Source organism: Micromonospora sp. CA-246542, from assembly GCF_050942905.1.
Lineage (GTDB): Bacteria > Actinomycetota > Actinomycetes > Mycobacteriales > Micromonosporaceae > Micromonospora.
In genome coordinates this window covers 2,229,429-2,245,762 of record NZ_CP192040.1, presented here as the reverse complement: position 1 = coordinate 2,245,762, position 16,334 = coordinate 2,229,429, and the positions used below count along the sequence as shown (strand labels likewise).

The 16,334-nt window shown below is 71.7% G+C and carries 12 protein-coding genes; 7 read left to right on the top strand and 5 right to left on the bottom strand.

Annotated features, from left to right (window positions below; genetic code table 11):
• Nucleotides 1–133 precede the first annotated feature (133 nt).
• Nucleotides 134–1,312: an alcohol dehydrogenase catalytic domain-containing protein gene (locus ACQP0N_RS10555; protein WP_433119552.1), complete on the bottom strand. Its 1,179-nt coding sequence runs from the start codon at nt 1,310–1,312 to the stop codon at nt 134–136.
• 157 nt (nt 1,313–1,469) lie between these two features.
• Between ACQP0N_RS10555 and ACQP0N_RS10550 the strand changes: the two genes are divergently transcribed.
• Nucleotides 1,470–3,140 carry an ATP-binding cassette domain-containing protein gene (locus ACQP0N_RS10550; RefSeq protein ID WP_433119550.1) on the top strand — a complete coding sequence of 557 codons (1,671 nt, stop codon included), beginning with the start codon at nt 1,470–1,472 and terminating at the stop codon, nt 3,138–3,140.
• A complete protein-coding gene (locus ACQP0N_RS10545) occupies nt 3,130–4,578 on the top strand; it encodes an aminotransferase class V-fold PLP-dependent enzyme (protein WP_433119548.1) in 1,449 nt (482 codons plus the stop codon). Before ACQP0N_RS10550 ends, ACQP0N_RS10545 begins: the two co-directional genes overlap by 11 nt.
• On the opposite strand, the gene ACQP0N_RS10540 is transcribed toward ACQP0N_RS10545, so the two are convergent.
• Nucleotides 4,579–4,977 carry a hypothetical protein gene (locus tag ACQP0N_RS10540; protein WP_355050417.1) on the bottom strand — a complete coding sequence of 133 codons (399 nt, stop codon included), beginning with the start codon at nt 4,975–4,977 and terminating at the stop codon, nt 4,579–4,581. It abuts the gene before it with no gap.
• Nucleotides 4,978–5,255: 278 nt separating this feature from the next.
• Here ACQP0N_RS10540 and ACQP0N_RS10535 point away from each other — a divergent pair, with 278 nt between their 5' ends.
• The 4 genes from ACQP0N_RS10535 to ACQP0N_RS10520 all read left to right on the top strand — a co-directional run bounded on the left by ACQP0N_RS10535 (nt 5,256) and on the right by ACQP0N_RS10520 (nt 9,338).
• Nucleotides 5,256–6,512 (top strand): family 16 glycosylhydrolase, encoded by a 1,257-nt coding sequence (locus ACQP0N_RS10535; RefSeq protein ID WP_433119546.1) that lies wholly within the window; start codon nt 5,256–5,258, stop codon nt 6,510–6,512.
• A 153-nt stretch (nt 6,513–6,665) separates the two neighbouring features.
• Entirely contained in the window at nt 6,666–7,688 is a 1,023-nt protein-coding gene (locus ACQP0N_RS10530) for a DUF4331 family protein (protein ID WP_433119544.1), read from the top strand.
• Nucleotides 7,689–7,792: 104 nt separating this feature from the next.
• Complete coding sequence (locus tag ACQP0N_RS10525; protein WP_433119542.1) at nt 7,793–8,338, top strand: hypothetical protein; 546 nt, start codon at nt 7,793–7,795, stop codon at nt 8,336–8,338.
• Nucleotides 8,339–8,354: 16 nt separating this feature from the next.
• Complete coding sequence (locus tag ACQP0N_RS10520) at nt 8,355–9,338, top strand: hypothetical protein (protein WP_433119540.1); 984 nt, start codon at nt 8,355–8,357, stop codon at nt 9,336–9,338.
• Nucleotides 9,339–9,687: 349 nt separating this feature from the next.
• On the opposite strand, the gene ACQP0N_RS10515 is transcribed toward ACQP0N_RS10520, so the two are convergent.
• The 3 genes from ACQP0N_RS10515 to ACQP0N_RS10505 all read right to left on the bottom strand — a co-directional run bounded on the left by ACQP0N_RS10515 (nt 9,688) and on the right by ACQP0N_RS10505 (nt 13,863).
• On the bottom strand, nt 9,688–12,669 hold the full coding sequence (locus ACQP0N_RS10515; protein WP_433119538.1) for a fibronectin type III domain-containing protein: 2,982 nt from the start codon (nt 12,667–12,669) through the stop codon (nt 9,688–9,690).
• A 182-nt stretch (nt 12,670–12,851) separates the two neighbouring features.
• Nucleotides 12,852–13,082 carry a DUF2188 domain-containing protein gene (locus tag ACQP0N_RS10510; protein WP_433119536.1) on the bottom strand — a complete coding sequence of 77 codons (231 nt, stop codon included), beginning with the start codon at nt 13,080–13,082 and terminating at the stop codon, nt 12,852–12,854.
• 73 nt (nt 13,083–13,155) lie between these two features.
• Nucleotides 13,156–13,863 (bottom strand): M23 family metallopeptidase, encoded by a 708-nt coding sequence (locus ACQP0N_RS10505; protein WP_433119534.1) that lies wholly within the window; start codon nt 13,861–13,863, stop codon nt 13,156–13,158.
• Nucleotides 13,864–13,916: 53 nt separating this feature from the next.
• On the opposite strand from ACQP0N_RS10505, the gene ACQP0N_RS10500 reads away from it, so the two are divergent.
• On the top strand, nt 13,917–16,313 hold the full coding sequence (locus ACQP0N_RS10500) for a PEP/pyruvate-binding domain-containing protein (RefSeq protein WP_433119532.1): 2,397 nt from the start codon (nt 13,917–13,919) through the stop codon (nt 16,311–16,313).
• Nucleotides 16,314–16,334: the final 21 nt, after the last annotated feature.

The window sequence follows — 16,334 nt, the reverse complement described above, 5'->3', positions numbered from 1 at the left end:
AGGGCGGGGGCGAGGCGGGGGCGAGGGCGGGGCGGGCGAGGGCGGGCGGGGGCGGGGCGGGGGGCCGGGCGGGGATTCCGTCTGCGGAGGGGGCTGACGGCCGGTTGGTCCGGGTCGGTGGAGGGTCGATCGGTCAGTTGGGGCGCAGCACCGCCTTGATCACCCCGTCCTCGCGGCGGTCGAAGCTGCGGTACAGCCCCGGCGCGTCGTCGAGGACGCCGTGGTGGGTCACGATCACACCGGGCCGGGCGTGACCGGCGACGACCATGTCCCGCAGCAGCACCGTGTAGCGACGATCGTGCGTACGTCCGAACCGCACGGCGACGCCCTTGGTGAACAGCGTCCCCCAGGGCGCGACGAGATCCTCGCGGCCGCTCGCGCCCGACCGCGGGTGCAGGTCCTTCTCGGGGTAGACGCCCGCCACGGCGATCGAACCGGCGGGATTGACCAGCCGGGCGGCGTCGGCGATCACCTGGTCCGGGCGTTCCTGGTCGGGGTGCTCCCGGTCGCGCGCCTGGAAACCGACCGCGTCGATGACCCGGTCGATCCCGCCCAACTTCTCCTCGCCCAGCGGCAGACCGGCCCGCGCGCGGTCGGCGCGGATCTGCTCCACCGGGTCACCGAGGCGGAAGTCGACCGGAACCGCGCCGAGCTCACCGGCCTTGTCGAGCCGGGCATCCACCCCGTCGACGCAGTAGACGACCCGAGCGCCCCGCAGCAGCGCCGAGTACGCGCCGAGTAGGCCGATGGTGCCGGCGCCGAACACGGCCACGGTGTCGCCGGCCTGCACCTCGGCGAGGGTCGCCGCCGCGTGCCACCCGGTCACGAACGCGTCGGCGAGCAGCACGAAGTCGTCCTCGTACGCGTCGCCCGGCTCTCCCGGCACGGGCACGCAGTTCGCGTCGGCCCACGGCACCCGCAGCAGGTCGGCCTGGGCGCCCCGGTACGGACCCATCCCGGCGTAGCCGTAGGCGGCGCCCGGCCCCTCGGCCCGCGCCCGGAGACAGGCCGCCGAGAGCCCTCGGGAGCACATCACGCAGGTGCCGCAGAACAGGTGCGTGGGGATCACCACCCGGGTGCCGGCACGCACGGTCTGCACGGCCGAGCCGACCTCCTGCACCACACCCAGCGGCTCGTGGCCGAACACCAACCCCGGTTCGGCGCCGGTGCGCCCGTCGTACATGTGCAGGTCCGTGCCGCACAGGGCGGTGGACGTGATCCGCACGAGCGCGTCCGTCGACGCCTCGATCCTCGCGTCGGGCACCTCCCGTACCGCGACGTCCCGGACGTCCACGTAGACGACGGCCCTCATACCCGCTCCCCCTCAGGTGGTGGAGCGTCGGTCTTCCCCCGGTCGGCCGATTCATGCCGGGGCGATCGACGGGCGGGGCGGTTCGCCGCGCGACGTAGCATCGGCGAAGCACGATGTCAGGGGCACCACCTCGCCGACCGGATCGGGCACCTTCGACATGACGACCGAACAGACCACGTCTCCACCGCGCACCGGCGTCGGCATCGTGGCCCGTGACCTGGGGGCGACCGTCCGAGGTGGACGTCGCGTCCTCGACGACATCTCCCTGACCGTCGCGCCGGGCGAGCTGGTCGCGATCATCGGGGTCAGCGGCGCGGGCAAGACCACCCTGCTGGAGACGCTGGCCGGGGTCCGCCGACCGACGGCCGGCACCGTGACGTACGACGAAGACGGTGTCCCGGGCTCGGTCGGCTTCGTCCCGCAGGACGACATCATCCACCGCGAGCTACCGCTGGCCCGCACCCTGCGGTACGCGGCCCGGCTGCGGCTGCCGTCGGGAACCGGTCCGGCCGAGGTGTCGCGCCGGGTGGCCGAGGTGCTCGCCGAGCTACGGCTCACCGAGCGGGCCGACGTGCCGGTGGGCCGCCTCAGCGGCGGTGAGCGCAAGCGGGCCAGCATCGCCGTCGAGCTGTTGACCCGGCCCGGCGTGTTCTTCCTCGACGAGCCCACCTCCGGGTTGGACCCGGCGATCGCCGTGGACCTCCTGCGGACGCTCGCCGACGCCGGCGCGACCGTCGTGCTCACCACTCACCAGGTCACCGACGTGGACCGTTGCGACCGGGTGGTCGTGCTGACCCGCGAGGGCCGGTTGGCGTACGCCGGCACGCCCGACGCCGCCCGGGAGTTCTTCGGCCTGCGGTCCCTCGCGGAGGTCCACCTGCTGCTCGACGAGGAGTCCGACCAGACCGTCTGGCCCGAGCGCTTCGCCGCGTCCCGCGCCGTTGGACCGACCGCCACCACGGGCGACCCAGGCGGCAGGGGTCCGGGACGGCCGGTCGGCCGGCTGCGCCAGTGGTGGGTCCTCGCGGCGCGCAACGCGGAGATCGTCGCCCGCAACCGGCTGACGCTGGCGATCCTGCTCGGCTCACCACTGATGGTGCTGGGGATGTTCGCGCTGCTGTTCCGCCCCGGCGCGTTCGACCCGGCGAGCCCGAGCCCGACCGTCACCGTGATGATCCTGTTCTGGATCGCGTTCGGCAGCTTCTTCTTCGGCCTGACCTACGGTCTGCTCCAGATCTGCACGGAGCTGCCGATCCTGCGCCGGGAGCGCCTGGCGGGTGTCCGGCTGCTGCCGTACCTGATGGCAAAGGTCGCGGTGCTGCTGCCGCTGCTCGCCCTGGTGGACCTGGCCCTGCTCGGGGTGCTGCGCGGCATGGACCGACTGCCGCCGGTCGGCGGCGGCGACTTCGCGGCCCTGTACGCGACCCTGCTGCTCTCCTCGGCGGCCGCGCTCGCGCTCGGCCTGTTCTGCTCCGCGGCCGTCTCGGACGCGGCCCAGGCGACCCTCATGCTGCCGATGCTGTGCTTCCCGCAGGTGTTGTTCGTCGGGGCGATCCTGCCGGTGCCGGCCATGGCGGACGGCGGCCGGTGGCTCAGCTACGCGATGTCGAACCGCTGGGCGTTCGAGGGGTTGGGGCACACCGCCGGGGTGGAACGGCTGTGGCGCGAGGGCGCCTCCCCGCTCGGCCCGCCGCTGCTTGCGACGTACGGCGACAGCTTCTCCCGGCCGGTCTGGGTCGACTGGCTGGTACTCGGCGGGTTCGTGCTGCTCTCGCTCGCCGCGACCTGGGCGGTGCTGGTGCGGCGGGAGGCCCGCCGTGCGGCCTGAGCGCGCCCCTGCCCTCTCGCCGACAGACCTGCCCGGGTACGCGGACACTGCACGGATCGACGAGTTGCGCGCCACCGAGTACCCGCACCTCGACCGGCACGGTCAGGTCTACCTCGACTACGCCGGCGCCGGGGTGACCGCACGGGCCCAGGTGCGGGCGCACCACGACCGGCTGCTGGCGGGCCCGTACGGCAACCCGCACTCGGAGAGCCCGACCAGCGCGGCGGCCGGCTCGCTGGTGGAGTCGGCCCGGCGGGCGGTGCTCGATTTCTTCTCCGCCGACCCCGCCGAGTACGCGGTGGTCTTCACCCCCAACGCCAGCGGCGCGTGCCGGCTGGTCGGCGAGGCGTACCCCTTCGGACCGACCGCACCCTTCGCGCTGACCTGGGACAACCACAACTCGGTCAACGGCATCCGCGAGTACGCCCGGGCGGCCGGCGCGGCGGTGCGGTACGTGCCGTTGAGCGGCCCGGAGTTGCGGGTCGCCGAGGCCGACCTGGTCTCGGTGCTCGACGCCGGCAGCGGGGTTCGGTTCGGCCGCCGTGGGCTGTTCGCCTACCCGGCGCAGAGCAACTTCTCCGGCGTGCAGCATCCTCTGGAGTGGGTCGAACTGGCCCACCGGCACGGCTACGACGTGCTGCTGGACGCCGCCGCGTTCGCCGCCACGAACCGGTTGGACCTGCGCGTCGTCCGGCCCGACTTCGTCTGCCTGAGCTGGTACAAGCTGTTCGGCTACCCGACCGGCGTCGGCGCGCTGCTGGCTCGTCGTGACGCGTTGGCCCGGCTGCGTCGTCCGTGGTTCGCCGGCGGCACCATCCGGGCGGTCAGCGTGCAGGGTGACTGGCACCGCTCGATGGACGACGAGTCGGCGTTCGAGGACGGCACGCTCAACTTCCTGAGCATCCCGGACGTGGAGTTCGGGCTGCGGTGGCTCGACTCGATCGGCGTGGACCTCGTGCACACCCGGGTGGGCCTGCTCACCGCGTGGTTGCTGGGCCGCCTGACCGCGCTGCGGCACCGCACCGGCCAGCCGCTGGTGCGGGTGTACGGGCCGGCCACGGGCGAGGGCCGGGGCGCGACCGTGACGTTCAACGTGCTGCGTCCGGACGGCACGCCGGTCGACGAGCGGCTCGTCGCCCGGGAGGCCGCCGCGGCGGGCTTCTCCCTGCGGACCGGGTGCTTCTGCAATCCGGGTGCCGGCGAGGGGGCGTTCGGGATCACCCGGCAGACGCTGCGGCGACGTCTGCTCGCCCAGATCGGCACGATCGACGAGTACCTCGACGCGCTGGCGCTACCGACCGGCGGCGCGGTCCGGGTGTCGTTCGGGCTGGCGTCCACGGCGGCCGACGCCGAACGCCTCGTCGCCTTCGTGGAGTCGTCCTACCTGGATCGGGACGGTGATGCCGGGCCGCCGCTGCCGCCCCGGATTCGATGTTGACTAGCCGACCTGGGCCACCGGCGCCGGGCGGTGCGTGATCTCCTCCATGAACGCGAACCGGGCGGTCAGCTCGGCGAGGGTCGCCCCCTCCCGCCAGGCCGAGGCAACCTGGGCGACCTGGACCAGGTCCATGCAGTCGCCGCGGGCCAGCACCTCGCCCGCGGAGCGGACGTCGATCATGAAGTATCGGGCCTGCGAGCCCAGCCCGACACAGACCACGCCCTGGTCGGAGTGCAGCTCGGCGCAGGTGAACCGGGCACGCCCCTGCTCGGGTGCGGTCACCCGGCCGATGTCGAGCCGGTGGCGGTCGGCGGTCTCGATGAGAGCGGGGGCCAGGCCACCCCGCTCGACCAGATCCGGGTAGAGGCGCACACCCAGCGCCGTCGACGCGTCGCTCATGACTGACTCCCACTTCCTTGTGACAGAGACCAGCAGCACGCAGGTTACGGGGAGGTTTCCTGCGGACCTCGCCATCCTGTCCCGCGTGGACGCTCCACGGCAATAGGAAGTGTCGATTCGACCGCTATCGAGGGGTGCGATCGGGCGGTAACGGACCGTCGCGGCATTGGAAACACTCTTGACAGAAAGGCCGCTATATAGACATGCTTCACTTGAGAGCGCTCTCCGCGCTCCTCTGCCGCGCCGCCCCCGCTGTCCACCTCGCCGAGGAGCCTCCCGTGTTCACAGCCCGACCAACCTCCCGCAGCCGCCCCCTCCTCCTCGCGGCGGTCGCCCTCGTCACCACCCTCGCCGCGCTCACCCTCCCGGGTCAGTCCGACCGCGCCGAGGCCGCCATCGGCCCGATCACCTGGCAGGACGAGTTCAACGCCCCGGCCGGCACGCCCGTCGATGCGAACAAGTGGCGCTTCGACATCGGCGGCGGGGGCTGGGGTAACAACGAGCGGCAGTACTACACCAACAGCACCAGCAACGCCGTACACGACGGCCAGGGCAACCTCGTCATCACCGCCCGTCGGGAGAACCCCGCCAACTACCAGTGCCACTACGGCCGTTGCGAGTACACCTCGGCCCGGCTGCTGACGGCGGCGACCTTCACCCAGACGTACGGTCGCTTCGAGGCCCGAATCAAGATCCCGCGCGGTCAGGGCATCTGGCCGGCGTTCTGGATGCTCGGCACGGGCGGCGGGTGGCCCGACTCCGGCGAGATCGACGTCATGGAGAACATCGGCCGGGAGCCCAACACCGTCTACGGCACCATTCACGGCCCCGGCTACTCCGGCAGTGGCGGCATCACCGGCAGCCGTACCATCGGCAGCCCGCTCGCCGACGGCTTCCACGACTACCGGGTCGACTGGGAGCCGGGTGCGATCACCTGGTACCTGGACGGGGTGCAGTACCACCGCGTCGACCCGGCCCGCCTCGGCGGCAACCGCTGGGTGTACGACCACCCCTTCTTCATGATCCTCAACGTGGCGGTCGGCGGAAACTGGCCCGGCTACCCGGACGGCTCCACGCAGTTCCCGCAGCAGATGCTCGTCGACTACGTCCGGGTGTCGAGCTACACCTCCGACGGCGGCAACCCGCCGTCCGGCACCACGCGGCTCCGGGGAGCGCAGAGCGGGCGCTGCATCGACATTCCGAGCGCCAACCCGGTCGAGGGCGCGAAGCTGCAGATCTGGGACTGCAACACGACCGCGGCGCAGGCGTGGACCTTCGCCTCCGACGGGACCGTCCGGGCGATGGGCAAGTGCATGGACCCCGCCTGGGCCGGCACGGCCAACGGCACCGAGGTCAACCTGGTCAGCTGCAACGGCAACCCGGCCCAGCGCTTCACGCTCAACGGGGCGGGTGACCTGGTCAACCTCAGCGCCAACAAGTGCGTCGACGTACGGGAGGCCAACCCCAACAACGGCGGCAAGCTGCACCTGTGGGACTGCCTCGGCGCGTCCAACCAGAAGTGGTCCCGCTTCTAAGCAGACCGGCCTGAGCGAACGGGCCGTCCGAGCGCAGCCTCGGACGGCCCGTTCGCGTGCGTGACAGTGCCCCGAACCCGATTCGGTCGGGCGACCACCCAGCGACGGCTATGTTCGGTTTAGTCCGGATATAGCCATCACGGGAGTGAGCCCATGTCACACCACCTCGACACCCCCCTCGCGGCCCAGGGAGGTCAGCTCTACATCGACGACCTCTACGTCTTCGACGGCGACCGCGCCACGGTGTTCGTCATGGACGTCAACAGCTCGGTGACCAGGGCCGACATCAAGCGCGGCTTCCACGCCGAGGCGCGCTACGAGTTCAAGATTCACTTCAACGGGGCGGACACCGAGGAGTTGAGCTACCGGTTCGCGTTCGGCGAGCCGGACGGCAACGCCACGCAGGCCCTCCAGCTGTACGAACTCACCGGCGCCGACGCCCGGGACGACGCCGCCATGGGCACCCCGATCGCCGAGGGCAGGACCGGCGAGGTGACGACCGGGCAGCGCGTCCGGGTCTGGGCGGGCCGGATCACCGACCCGTTCTACATCGACCTCGACGAACTCGCCACCATCAACGGCGCGGTCAAGAACGGGGCGAAGGTGGACCGCTCGGCGTGGCGGGCCGACCAGGCGAAGAACAGCTTCGCCGGCACGACCGTCGAGTCGATCGTCCTGGAGGTCTCCCACGACGAGCCGCTGCTGCGCGAAGGCACCGAGATCGGCGTCTGGTGCCGGACGCTGCTCGCCACCGACGCGGGCGGATGGCGGCAGATCAACCGCGCCGGCCACCCCATGATGTGGCCCGTGTTCTGGCCGCACGACACCGACTTCTCGGATCCGGCGAACTTCCGGCACCCCAGGCAGGACCTGCCCGAGGACGGAGAGGAGATCGCCAAGGCGATCGCCGGCGTCGTCGCGGCGAACGGCACCGCGCCGGACCCCCGGGCGTACGGCTGGAGCGTCGCCCGGGCGCTCTACCCCGACGTGCTGTCGTACACGGTGGGCACGGCCGCGAACTACGGCTTCGCGGTCCGCAACGGTCGCACCATGGCCGACAACGCGCCCGAGGTGATGTTCTCCCTGGTCCTCAACACCGGCACCACCTCCGGACTCACCCCCGACGTCACGAAGGCCGCCCGCGCCGACGCGTTCCCGTACGTGGTGCCGGCCTGACACCACCTCGCCTGGGTGACGACGGCATTGTTTGACCGTTTTATGCTGCTTTGCGCGTTTACCGTCTGAATCGCAACCCTTGGGCGATTCAGATAGGAGACTCGATGCGCAGGAAACTTCTCGCGGGTGTGGCCGGTATCGCCGCCACCCTCGCTCTCGCCGGACCGGCCGCCGCCGACACGACCGGCGACACGATCGTGACCCTCACCGTCGACGCGGCCGGTGGGCTCTCGATCACGGTGCCGGCGACGGCGAACATCGGCCACGGCATTGAGGGCTCGACCGTCAGCGGCCTGCTCGGCCCGGTCACCGTGCTCGACCAGCGCGGGTCGCTCGCCCCCAACTGGACCGCCACCGTCATCTCCACCGACTTCACCACCGGTGGTGGCTCCTCCGGGGAGACGATCCCGAACATCAACGTCCTGTACTGGTCCGGCCCCGCCACGGCGACCGCCGGTGGGGGCACCTTCACTCCGGGGCAGCCCACCTCGGCCCAGCAGGTGATCATCAACGTGCCCCGCACCGCGATGAGCCACACCGGCGGTACGGGCAACAACTTCGCCACCTGGAACCCGACGCTGTCGGTGAACATTCCGGTCGGCACCGTCCAGGGTGTCTACACCGGGACGGTGACACATTCGGTGTTCTGAGCCGCTCGGCCGGCTGGTGCTGCTGGCCTCGGTCGCCCTCGTGGCGCTCGGGGTCTCGGCGGCGCCAGCCGTCGCCGTGCGGGAGCAGCGCCAGGATCCCGCCGACGAGGCCGCGATCAGCATCCGCATGCTGGACATCCCCGGGAGTCGGGTGCAGGATCCCCGTGCCCAGGTCTACATCGTGGACCACCTGAAGCCGGGCACGACGATCCACCGTCGGGTCGAGGTGCAGAACACCTCGGACGAGCCGCAGAAGATCGACTTCTACTCCGGGGCGGCGTCGGTGGAGAAGAACGCCTTCGCCGTTCCCGAGGGGCGTACGGGCAACGAGCTCAGCGGATGGATCCGGCTCAAGACCGCCAGGCTGGAGTTGGACCCGGGCGAGCGGCGACCGGTCGAGGTCGAGATCGCCGTGCCGAGCAAGGCGTCCAAGGGTGAACGGTACGCCGCGATCTGGGCACAGGTCACCAGCTCGAAGGAGCGCGCCGGCAACGTCACGCAGATCCACCGGGTCGGTATCCGGGTCTACCTGGACGTCGGCCCCGGCGGTGAGCCACCGACGGACTTCCGCATCGACGGACTGGCCGCGGAGCCCGGAACCGGCGAGTTTCCGGTGGTGTCCGCCAAAATCACGAACACCGGCCAGCGCGCCCTGGACATGACCGGCACTCTGTCGCTACGCAAGGCGGCGGTGCAGGCCGGACCGTTCAAGGTGACGAACGGCGTGACGATCCTGCCCGGCCAGAGCGGCCAGGTCCGCGTCGAGGTCAACCAGTCGCTGCCCGCGGGCACCTGGGAGGTGCACGCGGCATTCGCCAGCGGCACCGTCGAGCGCACCGCGACGGGCACGATCGTCCTGCCCGTCGCCGCGCCGATGGCGGTCGCGGCGGCTTCCGGCCCGAGCTGGCTGGTCTACGCGGTCGGAGTGGTCGCCCTGCTGGTCCTGGTGACGCTCGGCGGCTGGTACCTCATCCGTCGGCAACGGACCCGGCTGGCCTGACCGCCGCGACGCCGACTGCCCTGCCCGGCCGTTCCCCGTGGAGCGGCCGGGCAGCACCGTGTCGGCCCCGCCCCCGCAGACCAGCTGCCGACCGTCGCGCATCAGGTCGCGGCCGGCGATCTCGTTCTCCTCCCGCCACGCCGGTGTCCACCGAGGTGTCACCCGCGGGTACACCTGGCGGGTCGCACCGGGCCGCGCGTCCCAGCGCTTTGCGGCGAAGGTTCCGGTGGCACGTGTGTTCCCCCTTCGCCGCGCTCACGGACCTTCGGCATGGCTGCCGCTTGGAGAAGGATCGATGGTGGAGCCGTCCGGGCCCGCCGCAGGCCGGCCAGTTCTTACGAAACAGGCCCTAGATGACCGAGTGCGTCACGACCGCCACGTAGTTGCCGACGACCAGACCACTCGGCAGCCTCACCGCAAGCGTCGGATTCCAGGTGGCGGAGTTCGCGCCGCCGGTCTGGCCGGACCAGCCGGCGGCCGTGCGCGGCGTGTCCAGTACGGCGCCGGGCTGCGGGAGGAACGTCCCGTCACCGGTGGTGGCGAGGGCTGCCCCCGAGGCGTACGTGATGTTGCTGTTCGGAATGGTCTCCTCAGGCGTGCCGGAACCGGTGGTGAAGTTCGTGGTCGAGACGACGCTGACCCACCGTCCGGAGAAGGGGCCACGGTCGTCGGTGACGGTGACCGGGCCGAGTAGACCCGAGACACCTGTCGCATCCGAGGTCACGGTGCCGAGTGAGGAGATCGTCGGGACGCTGATGGAGAGCCCGCCGAGCGGACTGATGACCAGTTGCACAGCCCTCGTGTCGGACTGGTTGAACGAGTCGGTCACCCGCACGGTGAACGGGAACGTGCCGGACGCCGTCGGTGTGCCGGCGAGCAGGCCGGTGACCGGGTCGAGGCTCAGGCCGGGGGGCAGGCTCCCGGAGCTGACCGACCAGACGAAGGGACTCGTGCCGCCGGTCACCGTGAGCTGGTACTGGTACGGCACGTACGCCTTGCCCGGCGGCGGCGGCGCGAAGTTCAGGGTCGGCAGCGCATTGACCGCCACCGGCACGGAGGGAGCCGACTGAGGGCCGGTACCGGCCGCGTTGATCGCGGCCACCCGGAAGGTGTAGGTGGCGCCGCCGGTCAGCCCGGTGACGACCTGGATCGTGGCGGTCCCGCTGAAGGTCTGGGGGGCCTGCGCCACTCCGTTGAGGTAGGGCGTCACCGTGTAACCGGTGATGGGCGAACTGCCGTTGGCCGGGGTCGTCCAACTCAGCCTGACGGCGGTGGTCCCTGCGGTGACCGAGGTGATGGTCGGAGCGCCCGGCAGTGTGTACGGCACCACCGCCGCCGACGCCGGGCTGGCCGCGCTGGTGCCGTACGCGTTCACCGCGGCCACCCGGAAGGCGTACGAGGAGCCGGCGGTCAGCCCGGTCAGTGTGCGGCTTGTGGTGGAGGCGTCGAAGGAGAGGGTCGGTTGCGTGACGCCGTCCCGGATCGGCGTGACGAGGTACGCCGTGATCGGACTGCCGTTGCTCGCCGGCGCGGTCCAGCTCACGGTGGCGCTGGTGACACCCGCGACGGCGGTGGGCGCGGCCGGCGTGGCGGGCGCCGAGGCGTAGACGTAGTTCGCCGACCCGGCGGCGCCTCGGGTGACGACGCTGACCGTGACCGTCGCCGCGCTGGACCGGGCGGGCATCGAGGAGATGCCGAGGGTGCCGTCGGGGTTGACGGTGAAGCAGCCGGCCGCCGGACCGGAGGTGCAGGGCACCAGCAGCACCGACGTGCCGGCCTGCTGTTCGGCGGTCGTACCGATGGTGATCGCGGTCGCACCGGTGAGGTTGCTACCCCCGACGGTGACGGCGATGCCCCCGGCGATCGAGCTCTGCGCGGGGGTGACGGTCACACCGCTCGGTGCGGTGGCTGGCGCGACGCCGGTGGCGATGCCGGAGTAGCCCGGGTTCGCGTCGACCGACGACGAGGTCGCCACCGTGGCGGTCTGGATCAGTGCCGGTGTCACGCCGGTTCCGGTGACGGTGGCGACGACCGTGATGGGCGGCAGGAAGGTGCCGCCGGGGAACGGGCCGTTGCTGTTGGTGCAGGTGATGCTCTGTCCCGATGGTGCGCCGCAGACCCAGCCGGTGCCGAACGCGCCGCGCGGCGTGACGCCGGTCGGCACCGTCTGGGTGACCGAGATGGGCGACGTCTCCGCGGCGCCGGCGTCGACCCCCGCGATAATCGAGTAGGTGACCGGGTCACCGGGCTGCGGGGTGGGGCCGACCGCGCTGGTCTGCGAGACGTTCAGGTCCGGCACCGGGTTGAAGCTGACCGCCCGGGCCTCGTCGATCTCGTGGAAGTCGGTGACCGAGCCGGTCGAGCCCACCCAGCCGAAGGCGAGTTGCCGGGGGTAGCCGTCGGCGTTCAGCCAGGTCGGCGACGGGTACAGGTTCGATGGCACGACCGGCAGCGCGCCCTGAAGGGTCTGCGCGGAACCGCCGACCGGGGTGAAGCGGATCCGGTACTGACCGGCGGGAGTGGTGATCCCGCTGTCGGTGGTGTACGGCGAGCCGGTGGTGTTGATGACGACCTCGACCGGCACCACGGACGCCGCCCGGGTGCTGGCCCGCAGCGCCAGGGCGGGGGTCGAGGTGCTGCCGGCGCTGCTGTTGATCGCGCAGTAGCCGACGCCGTTACGGCCCGGACCGCGGACCACTACCTGCCCGGGGACCTTCCCGCCGGTGGTGGAGATGTAGGGCGGGTTGGTGCAGCCGGTGCCCTGGTAGGTGCTGCTGCTGAAGTTGCCGAAGACGTCCAGCCCGATGCCCAGGTAGCCGTTGGAAAGACCCGCCGACACGCCGTTGAACGCCGCCGAGTAGCCCAGCGAACCGCCCGTCTGACCGAGGGTCGCCGGGGATCGTGGGTTGGCGGGATCGACCGCGGCCAGCGCGAAGGCGAGCCCGTCCGCGCCCGGGTTGGAGCCGCCGTACTGGTAGGTGTTGAAGGTGAGGTGCAGACCCTGCGAGGTGGGAACGCTGACGGCGCCGAACACCCCGCCCTGGCGGTTGACGGTGGCGGGGGTGAGGCGCAGCTTGCCCGCGCCCTGTGGGTCGGTGGAGGTGGTGCAGCTCAGTAGCGGCCCGGTGGTCGTGTTGCCGGCCGCGCTGAGGCAGGCGGCATTGGTCGCGCCGGCGGTGGGCACGCCCGGCACCGCCACCGGGCCGATGCCGTTCGCGGTGTTGTTGTGAAAGGGCTGGTCGAACAGGACGGACCCGACGGCCGACGCTGGTAGCGGTGTGAGCGTCAGCGCCCCCGCGGTCACGGCGGCCACGAGAGCCAGGGTGCCCATCGGACGGCATCGTCCTGGAAACGCCACGTCCACCCTCCGCTGGTCACTCCAATCCCAAAAGGGACTCTATAACCCAAAAGCCCCCAATACCTCGGGTACGCGGAAGCCGGCGAAGCCCATGCGGAAGCGGACCGGCCCCACTCGGTCACACCGAGGGGGCCGGTCCGCAGGCAGTGGGGTGATCAGCCCGCGATGTCGCGGGGGTCGCGGCTGCGCGGGTAGGTGTTCTTCTCCCCGATCGTGCCGTCCTGCTTCTTGATCACGTGCTCGACGCCCCGGTCGGCCGCCATCTCGCGGCCCCGTTCCTGCGCGTCGGCCTTGGTGTCATGCGTGCTGCTGGCCCGGTCGTTGCCCTCCGGGCGGTTCTTCCACTGCCCGTTCTCCTGGTAGGTGTCGACATCGCCCTTGGTCATCGCCAGCTCCTCCCCTGCGTTTGCGCGGTCGCCCTCTTCAGTGCCCCGAGCGGGGGCGGGCAAACCGCAGTCCTCAGGAGACGGCCGGACAATTGTTGCTCACCCGGCGGAGAATCTGTTCGCGGTCGTCGGTCGTGATGCCCGACGGCGTGCCGTCGAAGTGGGTCTCCACCTTGTCCCAACCTCGGCGCTGCTCGTAGTGCAGGTGCGGAGCGCCCGAGTTGCCGGTGCTGCCGAGTCGACCGATCTGCTCGCCCTGGGTGACCTTCTGACCGACCTCGACCAGCGGCGGTTCGAGTAGGTGCAGGTACTGCGTCTCCCAGGTGCCGCCGTGGTCGATCTTCACCCAGTAGCCACCGCCGCGTCCGCGCGGACCTTCCGGGTTCTCCGGCGTACGACCACCCAGCGAGCCGTTGATGCCGGCCACCGTGACGGTGCCGCCGTAGGAGGCGAGGACGGGACGCCCCCACGACTCGCCCTCGATGGGAAAGAAGTCGACGTCGTAGTCGTCGTGGCCGGGGTAGGTGCTGAGCTGCCACGTTTCCCCGCAGGTGACGGGCATCTGGAAGAGCGGGCGTGGACCGGCCGGTCGCAGCATCGGCACGACCACCACGGCGACGCCGGCGACAGCCGCCGCCGCGACGAGCGCGAGCAGGATGACGAGGATTCGCCGGCGGGGGCGGCGATGGGTGCGGGCTCTGGTGGGGCGGCCGGTCGTCACCGGCCCGAGCATGGCAGACGTCGGCAATCCTCGGCCACCGGCGATGCGTTGCAGTCGCATCGTAAACGCGCTACGGTGGATGCAATGCAGTCGTATTGCAAATGGGGGTCGGGGTGTACGTGCTTCCGCTGTCCGAGGTGACCGCCGAGATGAGTGACCTGGTCGGCGGGAAGGCAGCCGGGCTGGGCGCGCTGATCCGGCACGGCGAACGCGTCCCCGAGGGGTTCTGCGTCACCACCGAGGCCCACCGACACGGCGTCGTACCGGTGGCGGAGATCATCTTGGCGTACGAGCGGCTCGGGGCCGGCCCGGTGGCCGTACGCTCCAGCGCCACCGCCGAGGATCTGCCGCACGCCAGCTTCGCCGGGCAGCAGGACACCGTCCTGGGCGTCACCGGCGCGGCGGAACTGGTCGCCGCGGTCGAGAAGTGCTGGGACTCCCTGCACAGCGACCGCGCGACCGCGTACCGCGAGGCCCACGACATCGACCAGCACGAGCTGGCGATGGCCGTCGTCGTGCAACGCATGGTCACGCCCGCAGCGGCGGGGGTCCTGCACACCGCCAACCCGCTGACCGGTCGGCGTGACGAGATGGTGGTCGACGCCGCGCCGGGACTCGGCACCGCCGTGGTGGACGGCGCGACCGCCGTGGACCACTACGTCCTCGACGGCGTCACGCACGACGACACCGGGTGCCTGACGTCCGCGCAGCTGGAGAGGCTGCGGGCGGCCGGCGAGCGGCTGGCCGGGCACTTCGGCTGCCCCCAGGACGTCGAGTGGGCGATCGACGCGGACGACGTCCTGTGGTTGCTGCAGTCACGCCCGATCACCAGCCTGTTTCCCCTGCCGCCGGCCACCGGCAAGCCCCTCCCCCGCGTCTATCTGGAGTTCGGGCACGTCCAGGGCATGCTGCGACCGGTCACCCCGATGGGCATGGCGTCCCTGCGGGCACAGATCACCGCGATGCTCGCGGCTCTCGGCGTCCGGGTGGAGATCGTCGACATCGGCGGCCGCCTCTACGGCGACCTGACCGACCTGGCCCGGAGCAAATCGTCCCGGAAACGACTGGTCAAGCTCATGGCCGTCGACTTCGGCCCCCGGGCACAGGCCGTGATGCGGCACGTCCTGGCCGATCCGCGATTCGCCCCGACCAGCGGCGGGACCGGCGCGGCGCAGCGGGCGGCGTCACTACGGACCGCCGGCCGGGCGGCGGTGGGAATCGTGCGCGCCCTGGCCCGCCCGGACACGGCACGCATCCGGATGTTCGAGGCGGTCGATCAGCTCCGAGCCCGCTCGGTGGCCCCCGACGACCTGCGGACCACGGCCGAGCGACTGCGCTTCGTCGAGGCGCGCGACGACACGGATCACAGCGGCGCCATCATGTGGCCGATCGTCGCCGGCATGCTCGCCACGGCGCTGCCGTCTCTGCTGCTCAAGGGCATCGCCGGTCCGGACGAGATCCACTCCGTGCTCGGCGGGATGCCACACAACGTCACCATCGAGATGGACCTGGCGCTGTGGCGACTCGCCCAGGGCGTGGGTGAGCACCGGCGACTGCTGCTCGACACACCACCGGACGAGTTGGCCGGCCGCCACCTGCGCGGAGCGCTGCCCGACATCGGCATGGCGGACTTCCTGGACACGTACGGGCATCGCGGTGCGGCCGAGGTCGACCTCGGGGTGCCGCGCTGGGCCGAGGACCCCACACCGGTCTTCGCCGCGCTCGCCAACTACCTCCGCGTCACCGACCCGGAGCAGGGTCCCGACCAGCGCTTCCGCCGGGCCGCCGCGACGGCGGAGGCGGCGCTGAGAGACCTCGTCGCGCGGGCCCGCCGACAGCGACCGGTACGCGGCCGGATCGCCGGTTTCCTGCTGGGCCGCGCCCGCTCGCTGGCGGGCCTGCGCGAGGCCGGCAAGTTCGCCGGGCTGTACCCACTGCGGGAGACCCGTCGACAGTTACTGCTGATCGGGGCCGACCTGACCGACGCCGGGCTGCTGGGCCACCCCGACGACATCATGTTCCTGACCATCGACGAGGTACGCGCCGCCGTACACGAGGGTGTCGACCATCGCGGCGTCGTCACCTCCCGACGGGCCGCGCACCGCCGCGAGCTGCGGCGCCGGTCGGTGCCGGTGGCGCTGCTGTCCGACGGCACCGATGTCGAGACCGTCCTGCCCCGGGCGCACGGCGGCGACGGGACGCTCGTCGGCGTGGGAGCGTCCGCGGGTCGGGTCACCGGCCCGGCCCGCGTCGTGCACGACCCGGCCACCGCCCACGTCGAGCCCGGTGACGTCCTGGTCACCGCGACCACGGACCCCGGCTGGACCCCGCTGTTCCTCACCGCCGCCGCCCTGGTCAGCGAGACGGGCGCGATCATGGCGCACGGTCCCACGGTGGCGCGGGAGTACGGCATACCCGCCGTCATCTGCGTGCCGGACGCCACCCGAACGATCACCACGGGTCAACTCGTCACCGTCGACGGTGGCGCGGGCGCCGTGACCGTCCACTGACCACCACCTGATCCCGAGGAC

Bases quoted from the DNA above. Each gene is read 5' to 3' on its own strand.
- ACQP0N_RS10555 (WP_433119552.1), bottom strand. From the start codon at position 1,312: ATGAGGGCCGTCGTCTACGTGGACGTCCGGGACGTCGCGGTACGGGAG.
- ACQP0N_RS10550 (WP_433119550.1), top strand. From the start codon at position 1,470: ATGACGACCGAACAGACCACGTCTCCACCGCGCACCGGCGTCGGCATC.
- ACQP0N_RS10540 (WP_355050417.1), bottom strand. From the start codon at position 4,977: ATGAGCGACGCGTCGACGGCGCTGGGTGTGCGCCTCTACCCGGATCTG.
- ACQP0N_RS10530 (WP_433119544.1), top strand. From the start codon at position 6,666: ATGTCACACCACCTCGACACCCCCCTCGCGGCCCAGGGAGGTCAGCTC.
- ACQP0N_RS10525 (WP_433119542.1), top strand. From the start codon at position 7,793: ATGCGCAGGAAACTTCTCGCGGGTGTGGCCGGTATCGCCGCCACCCTC.
- ACQP0N_RS10515 (WP_433119538.1), bottom strand. From the start codon at position 12,669: ATGGGCACCCTGGCTCTCGTGGCCGCCGTGACCGCGGGGGCGCTGACG.
- ACQP0N_RS10510 (WP_433119536.1), bottom strand. From the start codon at position 13,082: ATGACCAAGGGCGATGTCGACACCTACCAGGAGAACGGGCAGTGGAAG.
- ACQP0N_RS10505 (WP_433119534.1), bottom strand. From the start codon at position 13,863: ATGCGACTGCAACGCATCGCCGGTGGCCGAGGATTGCCGACGTCTGCC.